The 20,000-nt window shown below is 55.7% G+C and carries 17 protein-coding genes and 1 pseudogene; 11 read left to right on the forward strand and 7 right to left on the reverse strand.

Going from position 1 to position 20,000, the window contains the following annotated elements:
* Positions 1-38: 38 nt before the first annotated feature.
* The 4 genes from AC2FC2_RS05365 to add all read left to right on the forward strand — a co-directional run bounded on the left by AC2FC2_RS05365 (position 39) and on the right by add (position 2,523).
* Positions 39-305 carry a hypothetical protein gene (locus AC2FC2_RS05365; RefSeq protein WP_490658902.1) on the forward strand — a complete coding sequence of 89 codons (267 nt, stop codon included), beginning with the start codon at positions 39-41 and terminating at the stop codon, positions 303-305.
* Positions 306-314: 9 nt separating this feature from the next.
* A complete protein-coding gene (locus tag AC2FC2_RS05370) occupies positions 315-752 on the forward strand; it encodes a PTS sugar transporter subunit IIA (protein WP_209633119.1) in 438 nt (145 codons plus the stop codon).
* Positions 749-1,345, forward strand: coding sequence for a P-loop nucleotide/nucleoside kinase family protein (locus tag AC2FC2_RS05375; protein WP_209633117.1), 597 nt, complete (start codon positions 749-751; stop codon positions 1,343-1,345). The genes AC2FC2_RS05370 and AC2FC2_RS05375 overlap by 4 nt, the downstream gene beginning before the upstream one ends.
* Positions 1,346-1,521: 176 nt before the next feature.
* On the forward strand, positions 1,522-2,523 hold the full coding sequence (gene add / locus AC2FC2_RS05380; RefSeq protein WP_490658903.1) for an adenosine deaminase: 1,002 nt from the start codon (positions 1,522-1,524) through the stop codon (positions 2,521-2,523).
* Between the two features lie 177 nt (positions 2,524-2,700).
* On the opposite strand, the gene AC2FC2_RS05385 is transcribed toward add, so the two are convergent.
* From AC2FC2_RS05385 to AC2FC2_RS05410, 6 genes and pseudogenes are all read right to left on the reverse strand, one after another.
* A complete protein-coding gene (locus tag AC2FC2_RS05385) occupies positions 2,701-3,699 on the reverse strand; it encodes a bile acid:sodium symporter family protein (protein ID WP_265556120.1) in 999 nt (332 codons plus the stop codon).
* 66 nt (positions 3,700-3,765) lie between these two features.
* Complete coding sequence (locus tag AC2FC2_RS05390) at positions 3,766-4,806, reverse strand: oxidoreductase (RefSeq protein WP_490658904.1); 1,041 nt, start codon at positions 4,804-4,806, stop codon at positions 3,766-3,768.
* Positions 4,807-5,011: 205 nt separating this feature from the next.
* Positions 5,012-5,929, reverse strand: a pseudogene (araC, locus tag AC2FC2_RS05395) (arabinose operon transcriptional regulator AraC).
* Between the two features lie 101 nt (positions 5,930-6,030).
* Positions 6,031-7,014, reverse strand: a complete 984-nt coding sequence (araH, locus tag AC2FC2_RS05400) for an L-arabinose ABC transporter permease AraH (RefSeq protein ID WP_209633109.1) — start codon at positions 7,012-7,014, stop codon at positions 6,031-6,033.
* Between the two features lie 17 nt (positions 7,015-7,031).
* Entirely contained in the window at positions 7,032-8,567 is a 1,536-nt protein-coding gene (araG, locus tag AC2FC2_RS05405) for an L-arabinose ABC transporter ATP-binding protein AraG (protein ID WP_209633107.1), read from the reverse strand.
* A gap of 60 nt (positions 8,568-8,627) precedes the next feature.
* Positions 8,628-9,611 (reverse strand): arabinose ABC transporter substrate-binding protein, encoded by a 984-nt coding sequence (locus AC2FC2_RS05410; protein WP_209633105.1) that lies wholly within the window; start codon positions 9,609-9,611, stop codon positions 8,628-8,630.
* 360 nt (positions 9,612-9,971) lie between these two features.
* On the opposite strand from AC2FC2_RS05410, the gene AC2FC2_RS05415 reads away from it, so the two are divergent.
* The 6 genes from AC2FC2_RS05415 (at position 9,972) to rsxC (ending at position 17,519) form a co-directional block, all read left to right on the forward strand.
* Entirely contained in the window at positions 9,972-11,645 is a 1,674-nt protein-coding gene (locus tag AC2FC2_RS05415) for a ribulokinase (RefSeq protein ID WP_209633103.1), read from the forward strand.
* A 145-nt stretch (positions 11,646-11,790) separates the two neighbouring features.
* The gene (gene araA / locus AC2FC2_RS05420) at positions 11,791-13,296 is read left to right on the forward strand and encodes an L-arabinose isomerase (protein ID WP_490658905.1); all 1,506 of its coding nucleotides are present in this window, start codon (positions 11,791-11,793) and stop codon (positions 13,294-13,296) included.
* A 268-nt stretch (positions 13,297-13,564) separates the two neighbouring features.
* Entirely contained in the window at positions 13,565-14,005 is a 441-nt protein-coding gene (locus tag AC2FC2_RS05425) for a DUF2569 domain-containing protein (protein ID WP_037414760.1), read from the forward strand.
* A gap of 145 nt (positions 14,006-14,150) precedes the next feature.
* Positions 14,151-14,732 (forward strand): electron transport complex subunit RsxA, encoded by a 582-nt coding sequence (rsxA, locus tag AC2FC2_RS05430; RefSeq protein ID WP_004938443.1) that lies wholly within the window; start codon positions 14,151-14,153, stop codon positions 14,730-14,732.
* Positions 14,732-15,304, forward strand: coding sequence for an electron transport complex subunit RsxB (gene rsxB / locus AC2FC2_RS05435; protein ID WP_209633099.1), 573 nt, complete (start codon positions 14,732-14,734; stop codon positions 15,302-15,304). The genes rsxA and rsxB overlap by 1 nt, the downstream gene beginning before the upstream one ends.
* Positions 15,297-17,519 (forward strand): electron transport complex subunit RsxC, encoded by a 2,223-nt coding sequence (gene rsxC, locus AC2FC2_RS05440; RefSeq protein WP_490658906.1) that lies wholly within the window; start codon positions 15,297-15,299, stop codon positions 17,517-17,519. Before rsxB ends, rsxC begins: the two co-directional genes overlap by 8 nt.
* Before the next feature lie 120 nt (positions 17,520-17,639).
* Here the strand turns inward: rsxC and AC2FC2_RS05445 are convergent, their stop codons facing one another.
* Positions 17,640-18,533 carry a helix-turn-helix domain-containing protein gene (locus tag AC2FC2_RS05445; RefSeq protein WP_209633094.1) on the reverse strand — a complete coding sequence of 298 codons (894 nt, stop codon included), beginning with the start codon at positions 18,531-18,533 and terminating at the stop codon, positions 17,640-17,642.
* A 381-nt stretch (positions 18,534-18,914) separates the two neighbouring features.
* Between AC2FC2_RS05445 and rsxD the strand changes: the two genes are divergently transcribed.
* Complete coding sequence (gene rsxD / locus AC2FC2_RS05450) at positions 18,915-20,000, forward strand: electron transport complex subunit RsxD (protein WP_265556123.1); 1,086 nt, start codon at positions 18,915-18,917, stop codon at positions 19,998-20,000.

Consider the following 20,000-nt stretch of genomic DNA (forward strand, 5'->3'; position numbering starts at 1 on the left):
GGGGCTGGAAAATTTATGCCTAATTTCTGGAGATGGTTATGTTTAATTTTATGAAAAGCCGGCGGGATAAAGAACCTAATCCCCATCAACAAGATAATGAAGCCAATGAAATATCAGCCGAAATTGACGCATTGGAGCGGCGACTGGCAACAACACCGGCGGACAGCGAAATTCATAAGACGTTAATGCTGACCTATAATCGCGCGTTAAAGATTTATGCCAAAAATAAAAACCATCGCCAACATATCGATGCTGTTTTTATTAAAATGGATGAGCTCCGCAATATTATCAGGAAGTCTCTCTGAGGGAACATGATGACGATTAAACAACTGTTGATAGAGGCCGGTGCGATACAGGTCGGTGTGCAGGAAACCGACTGGAAAAAGGTCATAGCGTTGGCGGCACGCCCCTTGATCGATAACGGCTATATCCACGCATCCTATTATCAGGCGGTGATCAGCAATACGCTGGCCCATGGTGCGTATTACGTGTTCGACGAAGGCATTGCCATTCCTCATGCGCGGCCAGAGTGCGGCGTGATAAAGAATTGTTTCAGCATGGTGTTGCTCGAGCAACCTATCACCTTCCAGGACAGTGAGGAGGCCGACATCGTCATCTTGTTCGGCGCGACCGACAGTAACAGCCATATCGAAGAAGGCCTGCGCGCAATCGTGGACTTGCTGGATAACAAGCAGCGTCTCGACCAGCTACGCGCCGCAAAACTTTGGCAAGACGTGGTGGAGATATTATGACTTCGACAACAGTGACCGGCGGTAAAACCGTTATTTTGGTCAATGGGGTTCCGGCTTCAGGGAAAAGCACCCTTGCCCACGCGTTGGCACAGCATTTTACTTTGCCTTATCTCTCCCTCGACGGTATCAAAGAGCCTTTTATGGCACGGTTGGGTGACGTTGACCGCGAGCTTAACCGGCAACTGGGTTACGCCGCTTATCAGGCCATCTGGTCGATGGTGGCGCAGGCGCCACTGCGCTGCATCTATGTTATTGATGCCTGGTTCGGCTTTCAGCCCAGAGAACAGCTGAACCAGTACCTGCGCGAGGCGGGCGTGGCCCAGGTATTGGAGGTGTGGAACCAAATATCCGGTGAATTGGCAGCCGAACGCTATGCAGCACGTGCCGGGCAGCGCCCTAAAGGCCACCCTGGAGTGGAATACCTGCCCGAACTGCGTGCGCTGGCCGATCGCGCCATGCCGTTGGCCCTGGGACCGGTGCTCCGTATTGATCAGGCGCAGCCGTTGGATATCAGTCGGGTTAAGCATTGGTTGGCACAGCATGGCATCGGCGAGCATCATGATGAACGCCTCTCAGCATTGAAGGTGGGCTGAGATCTGTTACCTCTATCAACGCGGGGGCTTTTTCTTCAACCTCAGCGCAGAAAAATGGCAATCACTCTCATTAATGTGATTGCCGTCACTTTTTTATGCAACGATATGGAAATTTTCATCAATTTGTTTTTATACTGATCTGCACTTTACCTACAACAAAATAACGAGTGCACATCATGATTGACTCCCGCTTACCGCTGACCGACATCCACCGTCACCTTGACGGTAACATCCGCGCGCAAACCATTCTCGACCTGGGGCGTCAATTTAACCTTGCTCTGCCCGCCAACGAACTTGACGCACTGCGCCCACACGTGCAAATCACCCATGCAGAACCGGATCTGATCAGCTTTTTGCAAAAGCTGGACTGGGGCGTAGCGGTCTTGGGCGATGTAGACGCCTGTCGTCGCGTCGCTTACGAAAACGTTGAAGATGCAGCAAATGCCGGCCTGCACTATGCCGAACTGCGCTTTTCGCCGTATTACATGGCGATGAAGCACCAGTTGCCCGTGGCTGGCGTAGTCGAGGCCGTCATTGATGGCATTCGTTCAGGAACACGAGATTTTGGCATTGATGTGCGTCTGATCGGCATCATGAGCCGCACCTTTGGCGAAGCCGCCTGCTTGCAAGAGTTGGACGGTTTATTGGCACATCGCGACGGCATCACAGCGCTGGATCTGGCCGGTGACGAGCTGGGTTTCCCTGGCAGTCTGTTCCTCAATCACTTCAACCGCGCCCGTGATGCGGGTCTACGCATCACCGTGCACGCAGGCGAAGCCGCCGGCCCGGAAAGCATCTGGCAGGCGATCCGTGAGCTGGGTGCCGAGCGTATCGGCCACGGGGTAAAAGCGATTGAAGATCCGGCGTTGATGGACTTCCTGGCGGAACACGGCATTGGGATCGAATCCTGCCTGACGTCCAACATTCAGACCAGCACCGTGCCTTCTCTGGCGCAACATCCGCTGGCCAAATTCTTGCGTCACGGCGTCATGGCGTCGATCAATACCGACGATCCGGCGGTTCAGGGCATCGAAATTGAACACGAGTACCTTGTGGCGGCGCCACAAGCGGGCCTGACCCCGGCTGAAATCCGTACCGCCCAGGAAAACGGCCTGAAAATGGCGTTCCTCAGCGAGCAGGAAAAACAAGCGCTGCGCGATAAAGTCCGGGCTGATTGAATTGAGCAATGGGCGCTATTTCGCGCCCATTGTGGCTGCTGATAAACCCGCTTAAGGGCTAAACCGGTAGGGGTCGAACATGTTCGACCCGATTTAACCCATTGATTATACAAATGGGCGCAGCATGCAGCGCCCCTTCAATGAAACAACGGAGTATTTTACCCACGTCCTCATTTTTTATTTCGCCGTCAACACGTCCGCCCGCTGCTTGGCGGTTTTGCGCGCATAGCGCTGCGCTAACACGGCGCACACCATCAATTGCACCTGATGGAAAATCATCAGCGGCAACACCATTGCCCCCACTGCCGCCGCCGGGAACAACACGTTGGCCATCGGGATGCCGTTTGCCAGGCTCTTTTTCGAACCGCAGAACACAATAGTGATCTCGTCAGCCGTACTGAAGCCTAACCAGCGCGCAGCATAGGTATTGATAACCAACACCACCGTCAGCAGCACCAATGACATCGCCAAGATGGTCAACAGTGACCAGCCGTCGATCTTGTGCCAAATGCCTTCCACCACCGCTGCGCTAAAGGCGGTATATACCACCAACAGAATCGATGAACGGTCAGTGAGATTGATGAGTTTACGGTGACGATCGACCCATTTGCCGATCAACGGTCTTGCCAGATGCCCCACCACAAACGGCACCATCAATTGCAAAATGATGGAACCAATGGCGTGCAACACGTCAGTATCCCCCCCTTGCGTATGCATCAGCGCCCCCACCAGCAACGGCGAGAGAAAAACGCCAAGAATACTGGATGCCGAAGCGCTGCATACTGCCGCAGCCACGTTTCCACCCGCTGCCGAGGTAAAAGCAATCGCCGACTGGACCGTCGCCGGCAGCGCACACAAGTAAAGGAAGCCCAAATACACCGTGGGTGTCATCAAGCCTGGCACCATCAGGTTCATCGCCACACCCAGCAACGGGAACAGCGCAAAGGTGCTGAGAAACACCATCAAATGCAGCTTCCAGTGGCTCATCCCGGCGATGATCGCCTCACGTGATAACTTGGCGCCATGCATGAAGAACAACAACGCGATAGCCGCAGTGGTCAGGTGATCAAAGAAGGTTTTCCATACGCCTTCACAGGGGAAAACCGAAGCGATAATCACGACCAGAATCAATACCAGCAAAAATTTATCAATACGCAGACGCTGCAACCAGGACATGGATCGGGATCCCTCGAAGAGTAAAGCGGGTTCAGCACGCCGAACCCGGAGAATGAAACGCGACAGTTAGGCTACCGGCAGCGCTTTTTGTTGTTTCGCCGACTCAATGCCCAACTCAATCATTTCCATCACTTTGATGGCATCGGCAGCCGGTACCGGGTTGTCACCCTCACCGTTAATCGCATCGCGGATTGCCGCGTAATACGCCGGGTAGTTACCAGGGAGGCTCAGCAAGGGTTTTTCCGCCAACACCCCATCGCGTGACAATGTCACGACGCCATCACGCATATCGTAACCCCAGTCAGCCTGCGGCAGACGCTCGCCTGCCTTCAAACGGTCTTCCTGCGGATCCAGCCCAAATTTGATAAAGCTGCCTTGAGTACCGTGCACGATATAGCGTGCAGTTTCCGCTGCCGCCAGCACCGTGCCATGCAAGACCACGCGACGTTTCCCGTAATTAAGCACCGCGTGGAAATAATCCACCGATTGCGCGCCTGGACGCAGTTCCCCCAGGTCGACAAACAAGGTGTCCGGCTTGCCGAACAATTGCAGTGCCTGGTCGATCAAATGCGGTCCTAAGTCATACCAGATGCCGCTGCCGGCACCGCCTGACTCACGCCAGCGCTGGCGAACCTCCGGCCGGAAGCGATCAAAATGAGACTCGAAGTAAACCACGTCGCCAAGTACACCTTCTTTCAGCAGCGCTTTAAGCGTCAGGAAATCACTGTCCCATCGGCGGTTGTGAAACACTGACAACAACTTGCCGCTTTGCTCCGCCTGTTGTTTCAGTTCCTGTGCCTGTGACAACGTCACGGTAAACGGTTTGTCCACCACCACATGCTTGCCGGCGGCCATGGCCTGCTGTGCCAGCGGGAAGTGAGTATCATTGGGGGTAGGAATGACGATCAGGTCGATAGACGTGTCGTTGAACAGCGCCTGCGGATCGCTGACCACCGTCATAGACGGCCAATCAGCGTGCACTTTACCGGCATCGCTGCTGGATACGGCAGCCAGCTCTACGCCCGGCGTACCGACGATCAATGGCGCATGAAAGGTTTTGCTGGCATAGCCGTAACCGACCAATCCAACCCGAATTTTCTCTGCCATGGTGTTTCCTCTTACTGGCTCGCAAAATACTCTTCATCTTTCAAACCACAACCTTGTTGGCTGCTCGTGCTCAACCCCGTCACTTACTTGAGTATGCGCTTGGGAATTCACACGCTTGCCGCCTGGTTGAACGTGAAATCTATCGAGTAGGGACCCATCAGATTTGACACCATGATGCTGGCAGGAACAAGAAGTAAATTTAATGTTAACTTGTAACCGCCAGAGGAGCCGATTCACGCTCATTTCTGGCCGGATAATTAATCTCCAGGCTGCGACGGCGGAAATCACTCGGGCTCACGCCCACGCGTTTGCGAAACACACGGGAAAAATAGAGCTGATCGTCATAGCCCACCACCCGCCCGATCGTGGCTATAGATTCTTGTGTGGTCTGCAACAGTAACTAGGCACGGATCACCCGCTGATCTTCCCGCCAACGCAGAATGTTGATGCCCACCTGCTCACGGAATAAGTGCGCCAGCCGTGAAGGCGAGAGGCAGACGTGGCGCGCCACCTCATCAATACGTAACTCCCCGGCCAGGTTGCCGGTAATAAACTGACAGGCTTCAATCACTCGCGGGTCCATGATCCTCTGGGGGCTCAGTGGATCTTCCTCCATCGCACGCAGCAATAGGCGCTCCAGCAAGTTCATCCCCAGCTCCTCGGCAAACCGACGGCCAGAACGTTGGGTTTGCTCGATATTGGCGAACAGCCGGTCGAACTCCAGCAACAGGTTATTGTTCGGCAGCGTCAACCGCCCGACCTCATGGGTCTTGCTGTGCCACTCCAGCCAGTCGGCCCAGTAGGCCCGTGGACGGAAATACACCCAACGGTGGTACCAGCAATCGCTGTCCGGTGAACGGCCGTAGTAATGCGCCGCTTTGGGCGGGAACAGCAGGAGATCGCCGGGATTACAGTGAAAGGTGTCTTCGCCGTCAAATACCTTGCCCTGACCTTTGATGGTCAGGTTAAGAATATAACCCTTCATGCCGCCTGGGCGGTCGATAAAGAAGTCCAGTGGGCCGTCGGCCATGATCGGCGTCAACCCCGCTACCAAATAGGCGTTAAAGGTATAACCCGGTAACAACGGGTTTGGCTGCGGTTCCTGTGCCATACGATGATACATCTGTCCTCCCGGAACGGCTTAGGTAACGATCCTATAGCTTAGATGCCCGGTGGAAAACGACCCGGGCAGTTAACAGAACTGTGAACAGGGTTCTCGATTTTCTAGACCGTACGTTTGGCCTGTTGTTTGTACCGGTCGAAAATCACCGCGGCCAGCAAGATGACGCCACGTACCACGTACTGCGAGAACGGCGAGATGTTCAACAGGTTCATGGCGTTTTCTACCGTGCCAAGAATCAAGATACCTGCAATCACATAGGAAATTTTGCCAATGCCCCCTTTCAATGACACGCCACCCAGCACGCAGGCGGAGATCACGATCAACTCATAACCGATCGATGTCATCGGCTGGCCGCTGGTCATGCGTGATGCCAGGATGATGCCGGCAGCGGCGGAAACCAGCCCAGACAGCATAAAAATCACGATCTTGGTGCGGACGACGGGTACCCCGGCCAGACGTGCAGCCTCTTCATTGCCGCCAATCGCCAGCGTATTGCGGCCAAAGGTGGTTTTATTGAGCAAGAAACCAAACAAGATCAGGCAGGCGACGGTGATCCAAATCGGCGCAGGTAATCCCAGCCAGTTGGCGTACCCCAAGGTAAAGAAGCGTTCGTCTTCGATACCCACCGCCTTGCCGTCAGAAATGATGTAGGCCAGCCCGCGAAAAATCTGCATGGTTGCCAAGGTGGTAATCAGCGCGTTGATTTTCAGCCGGGCGATCACAAAACCGTTAATCAACCCAGAGACCATGCCCAACAGCAGGCCAGCCGCTACGCCGATCCACAGGCTTTCGGTCATGTTGATCACCACCGCGGTGGTGACGCCTGCACAGGCGATAACTGACGCGACAGACAGGTCAAAATCACCGGAAGCCAGGCAAAACAGCATGCCACAGGCCACCATGCCGGACATGGAAATTGCCAGCCCCAGCCCCTTCATATTGATGAAGGAACCGAAGTTGGGCACAAAGAGCACGCAGGCGATAAACAGCGCCGCGAACACCACTAGCATGCCGTAGCTGTCCCAAATCCGCGCCAGCCCTTGGCCGCTGCGGTTTTTTACGGAATCGGTCGTTAGGGTCGACATCTCTTTCTCCTTCACAATCAGGCCACCGCCGCAGCGGCATCAGGGGCAATATCAGGGGTGCGTAGCATTGCCAGGCTGAGGGCTTTTTCCTCGCTGGCCGTGTTATGCAGTAATTCGCCAGACAAGGCGCCTTCCCGCATCACCAGAATGCGGTCCGCCAATCCCAGTACTTCGGGCAAATCACTGGAAGCGAACAACACCGCAATGCCCTGCTGCGCCAGTTGATAAATAACGTTGTAAATTTCATGCTTGGCGCCCACGTCTATGCCACGCGTCGGCTCGTCCAGCAGGATCACTTTCATCTCTTCGGATAACCAACGGCCGAGAATGGCTTTCTGCTGATTACCGCCAGACAGATTCATAATGAGCTGCTCGGCACTTGGGGTTTTGATGTTCAACGCACGGATGTGGTGTTCGGCATTACTGGCTTCCCAGCCGTTGTTGATCAAACACCCAGCGCGGATGCTGTTACGTCGCGCGCTGATATTGATGTTGTCGCGGACCGAGTGCACCGGGATGATGCCATCTGCTTTACGATCTTCCGGGCACAGCATGATGCCTGCACGGATGGCATCAATCGGTGAACGAATGGCGATCGGTTGTCCATCAAGCATCAGTTGACCACCGCTGATGCGCGTAGCACCAAAAATGCCCTTCATCAGTTCACTGCGCCCCGCGCCGACCAGACCGAACAACCCTACAATCTCCCCAGCCCGTACGCTCAAGTCGATCGGGGTTCTGACACCCGGCGCTTTAAGCCCTTTAAGCACTAAACGCTCCGGGCCCAGTTCACGTGGTTGATAGCCATACACATCGCCCAGATCGCGCCCGACCATCGCCTGCACCAGCTGTGCGTTATCGACCTGCCGCATATCATCAAAGGTGCGCACATAGCGGCCATCTTTGAATACCGTAATGGCGTCGCTGAGGGCAAAGATCTCCTCCATACGGTGCGAAACGTACAGGATCACCCGCCCTTCGGCGCGTAACTCACGGATCACGCGGAACAGTTGTTCAATCTCTCTGGCGGACAGCGAACTGGTGGGTTCGTCAAAAGCGATCACCTTGGCATTACGCGCCAGCGCTTTGGCGATTTCCACCATCTGCCACTGGCCGATCGACAGGTATTTCAACGGCGTATCCGGATCGATATCCAGCCCGAGGTGCTCCAGCTGTAGCCGGGATTCGTAGCGCAACAGTTTGCGATCCACCAGCCCGCGCTTGGTCGGTAACTGGCCAAGATAAATGTTCTCCGCCACCGTCATTTCCGGCACCAGATGCAGTTCCTGATAAATAATCGCGACCCCTGCATTCAAGGCGTCGGTGGTGTTGGTGAACTGTACCGCCCGGCCTTGCAGCTGAATTTCCCCTTGGGTTGGCGCGTAATTGCCGCTGAGAATTTTCAGCAGCGTGGATTTCCCGGCGCCATTTTCTCCCATTAGCGCGTGGATCTGCCCGGCCTGACAGCTAAAGCTGATGTCATCCAGTGCCTTCACGCCCGGGAAGGTCTTACCTATGCCTTTAAATGCCAGATACGGCAATGCGGCGCTCATAGCGTTTTCCTCCTGCAGTCAACAATGCCGCCCGGCGTAATGCTGCGGGCGGCTCGGGGATTACATCAGGCCTTTTTTCTGCAGTTCGGTTTTGAAGTTGTCACGGGTGATCAACACCACATCCGTCACTTCGGTGAATTTCTGCGGTTCTACGCCTTTTTCGACCCAGTCATGCAACATCTGAATACTCTTGTAACCGTGGATATCCGGGCTTGGCAGCAGTGAACCGTAGAAGCCGGTCGCCTGCCCCTTGGACAATTCACTGACCGCATCCACGCCGTTGATACCAATGCCGATCACGTTCGGCGCTTTGAACCCCTGGCCTTCGGTAGCGCGAACGCCGCCCAGCACGGTGTTGTCATTCATCCCGACGATCAGCCAGTTTTTTACTTCCGGATGCTGCACCAACATTGAGTTGGCGGCGTCAAACGCCCCCGGAATGTCGTTAGATTTGGTCGGTACCCTATAAATCTGCTTTTCTGGGAAGCCGGCAGCCTTTAACGCCGCAATGGAACCCCCGGTACGACGACGGGCGGTGTCCAGCTCATCGGCGGTGATCGCCATCACGGCGGTATCCGGCAGTGTCCAACCGCGCTTGTTCATCTCTTTCCACAGTTCCTGGCCCTGGCGCTCACCGATTTTTGTGGCGGCCATCATCACCAAGGGCACTGTGTCCATAGGCTTGCCCTTCGCGTTGACAAACTGGTCGTCCACGGCAATCACCTTCAGGTTGTAACTGCGCGCTTTGGCAACGATCGCCGATCCAAGCTTCGGATCCGGCGTACAAATCACGAAGCCCTTGGCTCCGCTGGCCGCCAGACTGTCGATGGCATTCAGGGTTTTTTCCCCATCCGGCACGGCGATTTTGATCACCTCAAAACCCAGATCTTTACCGGCCTTGTCCGCAAACTTCCATTCTGTCTGGAACCACGGCTCCTCCGGCTGCTTGACCAAAAAACCCAGTTTCATCGTTTCGGCGATAGCTGAATGTGACATAACGGCCGCCAGACCCAGTGTCGCCAGCGCCTTAGTGAATTTATGCATGATGCTCTCCGCTATTTTGTTCTCTTTGGCGACGAAACCCGCTCGCGGTGAAAACGTTATCATTAGGTTTTATACCGTCGGTATGTCGCATATATCGCGGCACTCACCCACGGCAAGGGTAAGACGGCTTAAGTTTTAGCGGGTATTTGTTACTTAAATGTAGAGCGCTATCACATCCGTGGAATACAGCAGATATGTGCATATATTTAGCGAGTTTCGCCAAGCGCTAACTTATGACAGCCATCACAAAACCACTGCGTGAAGCAGAAAAGTGCATACTTCCAGCCAACGGCTCCTCACCTGCCCACCGCTTCGGCTCCTATGGTTGTCACAGCGTGTTAACACATCAGGAGTCACATCATGACGGCAGGTGCTATTGCCCTGGGATTGGATTTCGGTAGCGATTCGGTACGGGTTTTGGCGGTTGACTGCCAGGACGGTGCGGAGCTGGATACCGAGGTGGTTTATTATCCCCGCTGGCAACGCGGTGAATTCTGCAATGCGGCGGAGAACCGTTTCCGCCATCACCCACTCGACTATATTGAAACCCTGGAACAGGCCATTGTCGGTCTGGTACAACGTATGACCCCGCAGCAACGGTTGCAGGTGATTGGCATTGGCGTTGACTCAACAGGCTCCACGCCGGCGCCGATAGACGAGCAAGGCCAGGTATTGGCGCTGCGGCCAGAATTTGCCGACAACCCAAACGCCATGTTTGTCCTGTGGAAAGATCACACCGCCCTCGAAGAAGCCGACGCCATCAATCGGCTGTGCCGCAGCGGTGAATTCCCCGACTATTCCCGCTATATCGGCGGCGTCTACTCGGCCGAATGGTTCTGGGCCAAGATCCTGCATGTCACGCGCCAAGACGCCGAGGTTCGCCGGGCGGCCGCTTCCTGGGTGGAACTGTGCGATTGGGTACCGGCGCTTTTGTCCGGCACCACCGCACCACATCAGCTAAAACGCGGGCGTTGCAGCGTGGGCCACAAGACATTGTGGCACCCCGACTGGGGCGGTCTGCCACCAAAAGCCTTTTTTGCTGCCCTCGACCCCATGTTGGTTGAGCACTTGCCTTGGCCACTGTTTGAAGATTGTTACACCGCCGACCTGCCGGTGGGTACCTTGAGCCCTGAATGGGCCACACGCCTTGGATTACCGACGACAGTGGTCTTGTCCGGTGGTGCCTTTGACTGTCATATGGGTGCCGTCGGTGCGGGTGCCCAGCCTTATACCTTGGTAAAAGTGATTGGCACCTCTACCTGCGACATCTTGATCGCCGATCGCAAACGGGCAGACGGGCGTGCCATTCAAGGCATTTGTGGCCAGGTCGATGGCAGCGTGGTGCCGGGGTTGATCGGCATGGAGGCCGGACAATCAGCCTTTGGCGATATGTATGCGTGGTTCAGCCGTTTGCTCAGTTGGCCGCTGCGTGAAGCCGCAAAAAATCACCCTCAATTGCGGCCACAGCTGCAAGACATTGAAACGGGGTTACTGGCGGCACTGACCGACGCTTGGGCCAAGGCTCCTTCACTGGACCATCTGCCGGTGGTGCTGGACTGGTTTAACGGCCGTCGCACCCCTTACGCTAACCAGCGGTTGAAAGGTGTGATAGCCGATCTCAATCTCGGTACCGATGCGCCGACCCTGTTTGGCGGGTTTATTGCCGCCACCGCCTTTGGCGCCCGCGCCATTATGGAGTGCTTTGAACAGCAGGAGATCCCGGTCGATAACGTGCTGGCCTTGGGCGGTATTGCGCGTAAATCCACGGCGATCATGCAGGTCTGCGCCGACGTAATGAACCGGCCGCTGCACATTGTTGCCTCTGATCAGTGCTGTGCGTTGGGCGCGGCGATCTTCGCCGCCGTGGCCGCGGGCCGTTTTGGCAGTGTGCCCGACGCCCAACGCCAAATGGCCTGTGACATCGAACGCACCTTACAGCCAGACGCACAGCGTGTCGCTCGCTACCAACAACTTTATCAGCGTTATCAGCAATGGTGCCAGGCCGCCGAGCCACGCTACGCCCAAGATACGTGACGTGGCCCCCCGTTGGCTTCCTGCGCATTCCCGGTCACCTCACCGGGAATGCGCTTAGATACCGACGCAACGCCAACTATTACGGGTATCCGTCCCAACCCGCGGTTCAGCAAATCAGTCCCAATACACAATTCAGGAGTTTTTAATGGACGCATTTAAACAGCGCGAAGTCTGGTTCGCCATCGGCAGCCAACACCTTTATGGCCCGCAAACGTTGCAACAGGTCAGAACTCACGCCGAGCAGGTGGTTGATAGCCTTAACCGCGAAGCCAGGTTGCCGGTAAAACTGGTGCTGAAACCGTTGGTCACCACACCGGATGAAATCACCGCTCTGTGCCGTGACGCCAACTATCAGCCACAGTGCATCGGCATTCTGACCTGGCTTCACACTTTCTCACCGGCAAAAATGTGGATCGCAGGATTATCCATCCTCCACAAGCCCCTGCTGCAGTTCCATACCCAGTTCAACGCCCAGGTCCCTTGGGACAGCATGGATATGGACTTTATGAACCTTAACCAAACGGCTCATGGCGGCCGTGAGTTTGGTTTCATTGGCGCCCGTATGCGTCAACAGCACAGCGTGATTGCCGGCCACTGGCAGGATCCCGAGGCACACCGACGCATCAGCCAATGGATGCGCGCAGCCGCAGCCAAACAGGCCAGCCAGCAGCTGAAAGTGGCTCGCTTTGGTGACAACATGCGTGAAGTGGCGGTGACAGAGGGCGACAAGGTCGGCGCCCAGATCCAGTTTGGCTACTCGGTCAATGCCTATGGTATCGGCGATTTGGTCAGCGTCATCAATGAAGTCAGCCGTGGCGATATGGATGCGCTGATTGAAGAGTATGAAGCCAGCTATGTGTTAAGTGACGTTGCGAAGATCAACGGGGCAAAGCGAGAGAACCTGATCGATGCCGCGCGGATCGAACTGGGCATGAAGCGATTCCTTGAACAGGGTAACTTCCAGGCTTTCACCACCAATTTTGAAGACCTGCATGGCATGAAACAGCTGCCGGGGCTGGCGGTGCAGCGCCTAATGCAACAAGGTTACGGCTTTGGCGGCGAAGGCGATTGGAAAACTGCGGCCTTGCTGCGCATTCTCAAGGTCATGGCCAGCGGATTAAACGGTGGCACGTCATTTATGGAGGATTACACCTACCACTTCCAACCCGGTAACGATTTAGTGGTCGGCTCACACATGCTGGAGGTCTGTCCGTCGATCGCCAAAGAACACAAACCGCTGCTGGATATCCACCCTCTCGGAATCGGCGGCAAGGCCGACCCGGCGCGGCTGATTTTCTCCACCCCGGCCGGCCCTGCCGTTAACGCGAGCCTGATTGACCTGGGCGATCGCTTCCGTTTGCTGGTCAATCAGGTGGACACGGTTGAACAGCCGCATCCACTGCCAAAACTGCCGGTGGCACGTGCCATTTGGCGGGCTCAACCCACGCTGGCCACTGCCGCTGAAGCCTGGATCCTGGCGGGGGGAGCACACCATACCGTATTCTCACAGGCGCTGGATGCCGAACTGTTACAGCTGTATGCCGAAATGCATAACATCGAGTTTTTGTTAATCGATCAGGCAACCACCCTTCCGGCATTCAAAAATGCGCTGCGCTGGAACGACGCCTACTACCAACTTAACCGCCGTTAGTCTTCCCGCTACCGGCAGCAAAACAGTCTGCCGGTAGCCAAACGCTCCCTGACATCTGTACCCCAAATAATTGAAATTGCATCGCGGCGGCAACTCAGCGCATCCCCCGGAGCCAACAAGCAGTATGTGACCGGGGTAAGCGCAGGAGACCAACAAAGAGGCAGCTTCAAGTATGCAGGGTATAACGTGATATTGATGACTAAGCCCGCATTACCCGCTAAGCTATGCGGCTGTCTCATTGAATCATGTCTTACCCAGGAAGCCGTTTATGTCTCAAGCTGAATACACCCGTATCGGCGGTTGGTTGCTGGCCCCAATGGCCTATCTGATCGTCACCCTGCTTAGTGCCAGCCTGATGCTGCTCCTGTATGCCATGGCCATTTTCATGCCGGAATCGCGCGAATACCTGCTGACCAACGCCCAGGCCTTTAGCATGCAGTGGTATTTTTCGGTGCTGACGACGCTGGCGATGTGGTGCTTTACCCTGTGGCTGCTTTGGTTGTTCTGCCACCGATCACTGCGGTTCCCCAAACTCTTCCTCTTGTGGCTGTTGATCACCGTGTTGCTGGCGGTGAAAGCCTTTGCCTTTGCGCCGGTACCGGATGAGTTGGCTGTGCGCAGTTTGGGTTGGCCATTGTTAATGGCGGCGCTGCTGGTGCCTTATATGAAGCGTTCACAACGGGTCAAAGGTACCTTTACCGAGCGCTAGCCTCGGCTGTGGCACGTTTTGTGCGAGTAATTGTGTAAATATTCGCCAAAAATGGGCAAAAAGGGCAATAACCCTGCTATCCCTATGTTGTGGTCAGGCCGCCAATTCCCGATAATAGGCGGCTTTTATTTTTTTAGGCATCGCAATGACCGAATACCTGCTCCTGTTTGTCGGCACCGTACTGGTGAATAACTTCGTCCTGGTGAAGTTTCTTGGCCTGTGCCCGTTCCTCGGCGTTTCCAAAAAGCTGGAAAGCGCCATTGGTATGGGGATGGCTACCACGTTTGTTATGACGCTGGCCTCCGTCAGCGCCTGGGTGATCAACACCTTTATCCTGGTTCCGTTGGATCTGGTGTATCTGCGCACGCTGTCATTTATTCTGGTGATCGCCGTCGTGGTGCAATTTACCGAGATGGTTGTGCGCAAAACCAGCCCGGCACTGTATCGCCTGCTGGGCATTTTCCTGCCGTTGATCACCACCAATTGCGCGGTACTGGGCGTTGCGCTGCTTAACGTCAACCTCGGCTACAATTTCCTGCAGTCTGCGGTCTATGGCTTCAGCGCCGCCGCAGGTTTCTCACTGGTGATGGTATTGTTCGCTGCGATCCGTGAACGCTTGGCTGTCGCCGACGTACCGGCCCCTTTCCGCGGTTCGTCCATCGCGCTGATCACCGCCGGGCTGATGTCACTGGCCTTTATGGGCTTTACCGGGCTGGTGAAATTCTAATGACCGCGTTATGGATTGCGATTGCGGCATTGAGCGCGCTCGGCCTGTTGTTTGGCCTGGTGCTGGGCTTTGCCGCACGCCGTTTTGAAGTAGAAGAAGACCCCGTGGCCGAGCAGGTCGATGAGATCCTGCCCCAGAGTCAGTGTGGCCAATGCGGTTACCCCGGTTGCCGCCCTTATGCCGAAGCCGTGGCTAACGGTGAGATGATCAACAAATGCGCGCCGGGTGGCGAGCAAGTGATGCTGAAATTAGCCGAGCTGCTCAACGTCGAACCACAGCCGCTGGGTAGCGAAGCCGCTGTCGAGCCTGTGCGTCAGATCGCCTATATCGACGAAGCCAATTGTATCGGCTGCACCAAGTGTATTCAGGCTTGCCCGGTGGACGCCATCGTCGGTGCCACCCGCGCCATGCATACCGTCATTACCGATCTTTGTACCGGCTGCGACCTGTGTGTTGCGCCGTGCCCTACCGATTGTATTGAAATGAGACCGGTCGCCACCACTACCGCCAACTGGAAGTGGGATATGAAGACGATCCCGGTGCAAGTGATTCACGTGGAGCAACATGCTTAATTTGTTCGCCGCCTTCAAAAAAGACCGGATTTGGGATTTCGACGGCGGGATCCATCCACCGGAAATGAAGACGCTGTCCAGCGGAGTGCCGCTGCGTGTCGCTCCACTGCCTGACACCTTTGTTATCCCGCTGCAACAACATCTGGGGCCGGAAGGTGAGCTGTGCGTCAAAACGGGCGATCGGGTACTTAAAGGCCAACCGCTGACCGTCGGCCGTGGCCGTACTGTCCCCGTGCACGCCCCCACCTCCGGTACCGTTAGCGCCATCAAACCGCATATCACGGCTCACCCATCAGGGTTGGCAGAGCTGTGCGTGATCATTGAGCCTGACGGCGAAGACCGCTGGTGCGAGCGCACGCCGGTGGCGGATTACCGCCAACTGGCAACGAACGAATTGATCCAACGTATTCATCAGGCCGGCATCGCCGGGCTGGGCGGTGCCGGTTTCCCGACCGCCAGCAAGCTGCAAGGGGGGATGAACGGGGTGGAAACCCTGATCCTGAATGCCGCAGAATGTGAACCTTATATCACTGCCGATGATCGTCTGATGCAGGAACATGCCGATCAAATTATCGAAGGCACGCAAATCCTGCGTCACCTGCTGCAACCCAAGGTCACCCTGATCGGTATCGAGGACAATAAACCCGAAGCGATCGACGCGTTAAAACATGCGTTACGTGACCAGCCCGGCATTGCCCTGCGCGTGATCCCGACCAAGTACCCTTCCGGTGGCGCCAAGCAGCTCACCAAGATCCTGACAGGCAAAGAAGTGCCGCACGGCAAGCACTCCTCCGCGATTGGCGTGCTCATGCAAAACGTCGGCACCGCCTTTGCGATCAAACGCGCCATTGTCGACGGTGAGCCCCTGATCGAACGCGTGGTGACCCTGACCGGCGAAGCCCTGAGCCAACCGGGCAACCTGTGGGCACGCATTGGTACGCCAGTGCAACACCTGCTGAAGTTTGCCGGTTTTCAGTCCCAGCCCCAGCAAATGGTGGTGATGGGCGGTCCGCTAATGGGCTTTACCCTCCCCGCGCTTAACGTGCCGATCGTGAAGATCAGCAACTGTATTCTGGCACCGTCCGTCAGTGAAATGGCGCCACAGGAACCCGAACAATCCTGCATTCGCTGCGGCTTGTGCGTTGACGCTTGCCCGGCAGGTCTGTTACCGCAACAGCTTTACTGGTTCAGCCGCGGCGAAGAACACGAAAAAGCCCGCAATCATAATCTGTTCGACTGCATTGAATGTGGTGCCTGTGCCTTTGTTTGCCCAAGCAATATTCCGCTAGTGCAGTACTACCGCCAGGAAAAGGCAGAGATCAAAGCCATCGATCAGGAAGCGGCACGCACGGCGGAAGCCAAGGCACGTTATGAAGCCAAGCTGGCGCGTCTCGAACGTGAAAAACTGGCACGCGAAGAGCGCCACAAGAAAGCGGCGGTTAAATTAACCGATGGCGATCAGGATGCCGTTCAGGCTGCCCTGGCACGGGTTCGCAGTAAGAATGCTGCACCGGCGACGGGCACTATTCGCGGTGACGCACCGGACAACAGCGAGATGATTGCTGCCCGCGAGGCTCGCAAGGCGCAGGCTCGCGAACGCCGCGCCCTGCAGGAAATAACCCCTACACCGAGTGCCGCTGCAGAAGGCGATGATCCGCGCAAGGCGGCAGTGGCTGCGGCATTAGCGCGAGTCAAAGCCAAGAAGGCCGCCCAGCAGGCGGACCCGGTTGAAGCACCAACCGAGTCCGTTACCACTGTGACAGAAGAGGATCCGCGCAAGGCGGCGGTTGCGGCGGCATTGGCACGGGTCAAAGCCAAGAAAGCCGCGCAGCAGGCAGCCCCGGTTGACACACCGGCCGAGCCCGTTGCCACTGTGACAGAAGAGGATCCGCGCAAGGCGGCGGTTGCGGCGGCCATCGCCCGTGCCAAAGCCAAGAAAGCCGTGCAGCAGACCGCCCCGGTTGACACACCGGCCGAGCCCGTTGCCACAGTGACAGAAGAGGATCCGCGCAAGGCAGCGGTTGCGGCGGCCATCGCCCGTGCCAAAGCCAAGAAAGCCGCGCAGCAGGCAGCCCCGGTTGACACACCGGCCGAATCCGCTGCCACAGTGACAGAAGAGGACCCGCGCAAGGCGGCGGTTGCGGCGGCCATCGCACGCGTCAAAGCTAAAAAGGCCGCGCAGAGTCTGACCACGGCAGAAATGGATAAAGAGTGACGAAATGAGGCGCCTTGCAGTATCCAGGGCGCCTCAATGCCTTATTATACGTCAGTGTCGCTGGCGACCATGATGAGGCTAGCTGAACCCAATTGACGGCTCCGCTTACAGGGACGCCCTCTAGTCGATAGAAATCAGATAGGTGTAATCAACGTCGATCTGACGCATTTTCGAATCCTGATTCCATTCTTTGGTTTGAATAATTTCCATTTCAATGCTGCCTTTCACCTCATGCCGGAGTCCTGGCATCACATGGGTGCTCAGATAGGCAAAGAACTGTGAACACTCTTTCGCGGTGCCCAAATGATTGATGGAGATATACTCACGCCCGGCAATAGGGATATTATCAATATGATAACCTGACAAAATGTCTTTTTTATTCTCAGGATCCACCGCCATGATGTGCGTCGCGGAACATTCGCTGCCCCCTCGATTACGGACAGAGTGAATACTGTAAACACGGTGGCAATCGACATTAAGCCCGCGGAAGAAATCGGTAAAGATTTCATCTTTCATCGCCATACAAGACGAATGTTCGATCTCCGTCTCTCCGACAAAATCCAACTGACGTGAGTAGCCAACCAATTGCATATCCGGCAGGGTCAGGCGCTTGACCTCTGGGTAGTAGTCAGCCGCAAAGTTGGCATCAAAACTAAAGCGCGGCATCAGGTTCTTCACATCCCACCGCTCCATCGAACGGTAACGGTTAGGCGTGGTGTCGAAACGCTGTTTGAACATCCGAGTGAAGGTTTGCTGGGAATCGAAACCCAGTTCGTCTGAAATATCGATAATAGAACGATGGGTAATACGTAACGCTACCGCGGCGCGCGTCAGAATGCGTGAGCGAATATAGGTGGCAAGTTGAATACCGGTGATACGTTTGAACTTACGTTGCAGGTGCCACTTGGAATAGCCGGAAATGCGCGCGACTTCGTCCAGGTTTGGCCGTTTCTCCAGATGTATCTCAACCCACTCAATTAACTCTTCAATAAAAAATACATCTTCATTAGTCATTAATATACATTCACTAACTTAATAATACTCGGGATAATAACCCACATAGATTATGCAAAAGTTGTTATTTTGTGCGAAAAACGGGGCCTAATCCCCCCGATTAATCCAGTGGATATTGCCTGTCGCCGGTCAGTGATGACGACTATTTCACGATTGCTGCACCAAGCTATCCCGGTTTTATCACCAAGAAAAATCCAATCGCGCCATTTGCCTGCCAACCCCAGGCACACGCGCAGTGCTAAAAGCTTAATAGCCCTACAATTAAGACGTATTACCCTTGCAGTGATTCAGGTAGAATGCAGCGCTATAATTTTCCCTGCGCCTCCGTTGAGAGGCGCGTTGAACTTGCCAATATACGGTAAAGATAGGTGTAGTTATTCTATGAAGTTCAGGCCGGTACAACCCGCAACCACCAAAGGCTTGCACATCGCCAGCTCTCCTTTCACCCACAACCAGCAAAGCACCCGCCGTATTATGCTGTGGGTGATGTTGGCCTGTATTCCCGGTATTGCGGCGCAGGTAGTTTTTTTTGGCTATGGCACCCTGGTGCAAACCGCTCTGGCAATGATCGTCGCGCTGTTGGCGGAAGGCGCCATTCTCGCCTTGCGTAAATTGCCGGTACGCACCCGGCTGGCGGATAACTCTGCCCTGCTAACCGCCCTGCTACTGGGGATCAGTTTGCCACCGTTAGCACCCTGGTGGATGATTGTGATCGGTACCTTCTTCGCCATTGTCATTGCTAAACAGCTGTATGGCGGCCTTGGACAAAATCCGTTCAACCCGGCAATGGTGGGCTATGTCGTCTTACTGATCGCTTTCCCGGTACAGATGACCAGCTGGCTGCCGCCGGATGAGCTACGTGCGACCGCACTGTCATTCCAGGATACGCTGTTGGCTATTTTCAGCGGCCATACTGCGCAAGGTGCCACCATCCATGAATTGCAAATGGGCATTGATGGCATCAGCCAGGCGACGCCATTGGACGGATTCAAAACCGGCCTGCGCAGCGGTCATAGCGTCGAACAGGTTTTGCAGCAGCCGCTGTTCGGTGGTGCGCTAGCCGGCATCGGTTGGCAATGGGTCAACCTCGGTTTTCTGGCCGGCGGCCTGTTTATGTTGGCCCGCCGCCTGATTCACTGGCAGATCCCCTTCAGCATGCTGGCAGCCATCGCGGTGTGTTCCGGTCTGGCCTGGTGGCTTGATCCGGCGCAGCAAGCTTCACCCCTGATTCATCTGTTCTCCGGTGCCAGCATGTTGGGTGCATTCTTTATTGCCACCGACCCAGTCAGCGCGTCTACTACGCCGAGAGGCCGCCTTATTTATGGCGCGTTGGTTGGCGTTCTGGTGTGGCTTATCCGCGTTTACGGGGGTTATCCCGACGGCGTCGCCTTTGCCGTACTGCTGGCCAACATTACCGTACCGCTTATCGACCATTACACGCAGCCCCGCGTGTATGGCCATCGCTAA

It is taken from the genome of Serratia sp. CoH_122_TC_1, from assembly GCF_058191755.1.

Bases quoted from the DNA above. Each gene is read 5' to 3' on its own strand.
- AC2FC2_RS05365 (WP_490658902.1), top strand. From the start codon at position 39: ATGTTTAATTTTATGAAAAGCCGGCGGGATAAAGAACCTAATCCCCAT.
- AC2FC2_RS05370 (WP_209633119.1), top strand. From the start codon at position 315: ATGACGATTAAACAACTGTTGATAGAGGCCGGTGCGATACAGGTCGGT.
- AC2FC2_RS05375 (WP_209633117.1), top strand. From the start codon at position 749: ATGACTTCGACAACAGTGACCGGCGGTAAAACCGTTATTTTGGTCAAT.
- add (WP_490658903.1), top strand. From the start codon at position 1,522: ATGATTGACTCCCGCTTACCGCTGACCGACATCCACCGTCACCTTGAC.
- AC2FC2_RS05385 (WP_265556120.1), bottom strand. From the start codon at position 3,699: ATGTCCTGGTTGCAGCGTCTGCGTATTGATAAATTTTTGCTGGTATTG.
- AC2FC2_RS05390 (WP_490658904.1), bottom strand. From the start codon at position 4,806: ATGGCAGAGAAAATTCGGGTTGGATTGGTCGGTTACGGCTATGCCAGC.
- araH (WP_209633109.1), bottom strand. From the start codon at position 7,014: ATGTCGACCCTAACGACCGATTCCGTAAAAAACCGCAGCGGCCAAGGG.
- araG (WP_209633107.1), bottom strand. From the start codon at position 8,567: ATGAGCGCCGCATTGCCGTATCTGGCATTTAAAGGCATAGGTAAGACC.
- AC2FC2_RS05410 (WP_209633105.1), bottom strand. From the start codon at position 9,611: ATGCATAAATTCACTAAGGCGCTGGCGACACTGGGTCTGGCGGCCGTT.
- AC2FC2_RS05415 (WP_209633103.1), top strand. From the start codon at position 9,972: ATGACGGCAGGTGCTATTGCCCTGGGATTGGATTTCGGTAGCGATTCG.
- araA (WP_490658905.1), top strand. From the start codon at position 11,791: ATGGACGCATTTAAACAGCGCGAAGTCTGGTTCGCCATCGGCAGCCAA.
- AC2FC2_RS05425 (WP_037414760.1), top strand. From the start codon at position 13,565: ATGTCTCAAGCTGAATACACCCGTATCGGCGGTTGGTTGCTGGCCCCA.
- rsxA (WP_004938443.1), top strand. From the start codon at position 14,151: ATGACCGAATACCTGCTCCTGTTTGTCGGCACCGTACTGGTGAATAAC.
- rsxB (WP_209633099.1), top strand. From the start codon at position 14,732: ATGACCGCGTTATGGATTGCGATTGCGGCATTGAGCGCGCTCGGCCTG.
- rsxC (WP_490658906.1), top strand. From the start codon at position 15,297: ATGCTTAATTTGTTCGCCGCCTTCAAAAAAGACCGGATTTGGGATTTC.
- AC2FC2_RS05445 (WP_209633094.1), bottom strand. From the start codon at position 18,533: ATGACTAATGAAGATGTATTTTTTATTGAAGAGTTAATTGAGTGGGTT.
- rsxD (WP_265556123.1), top strand. From the start codon at position 18,915: ATGAAGTTCAGGCCGGTACAACCCGCAACCACCAAAGGCTTGCACATC.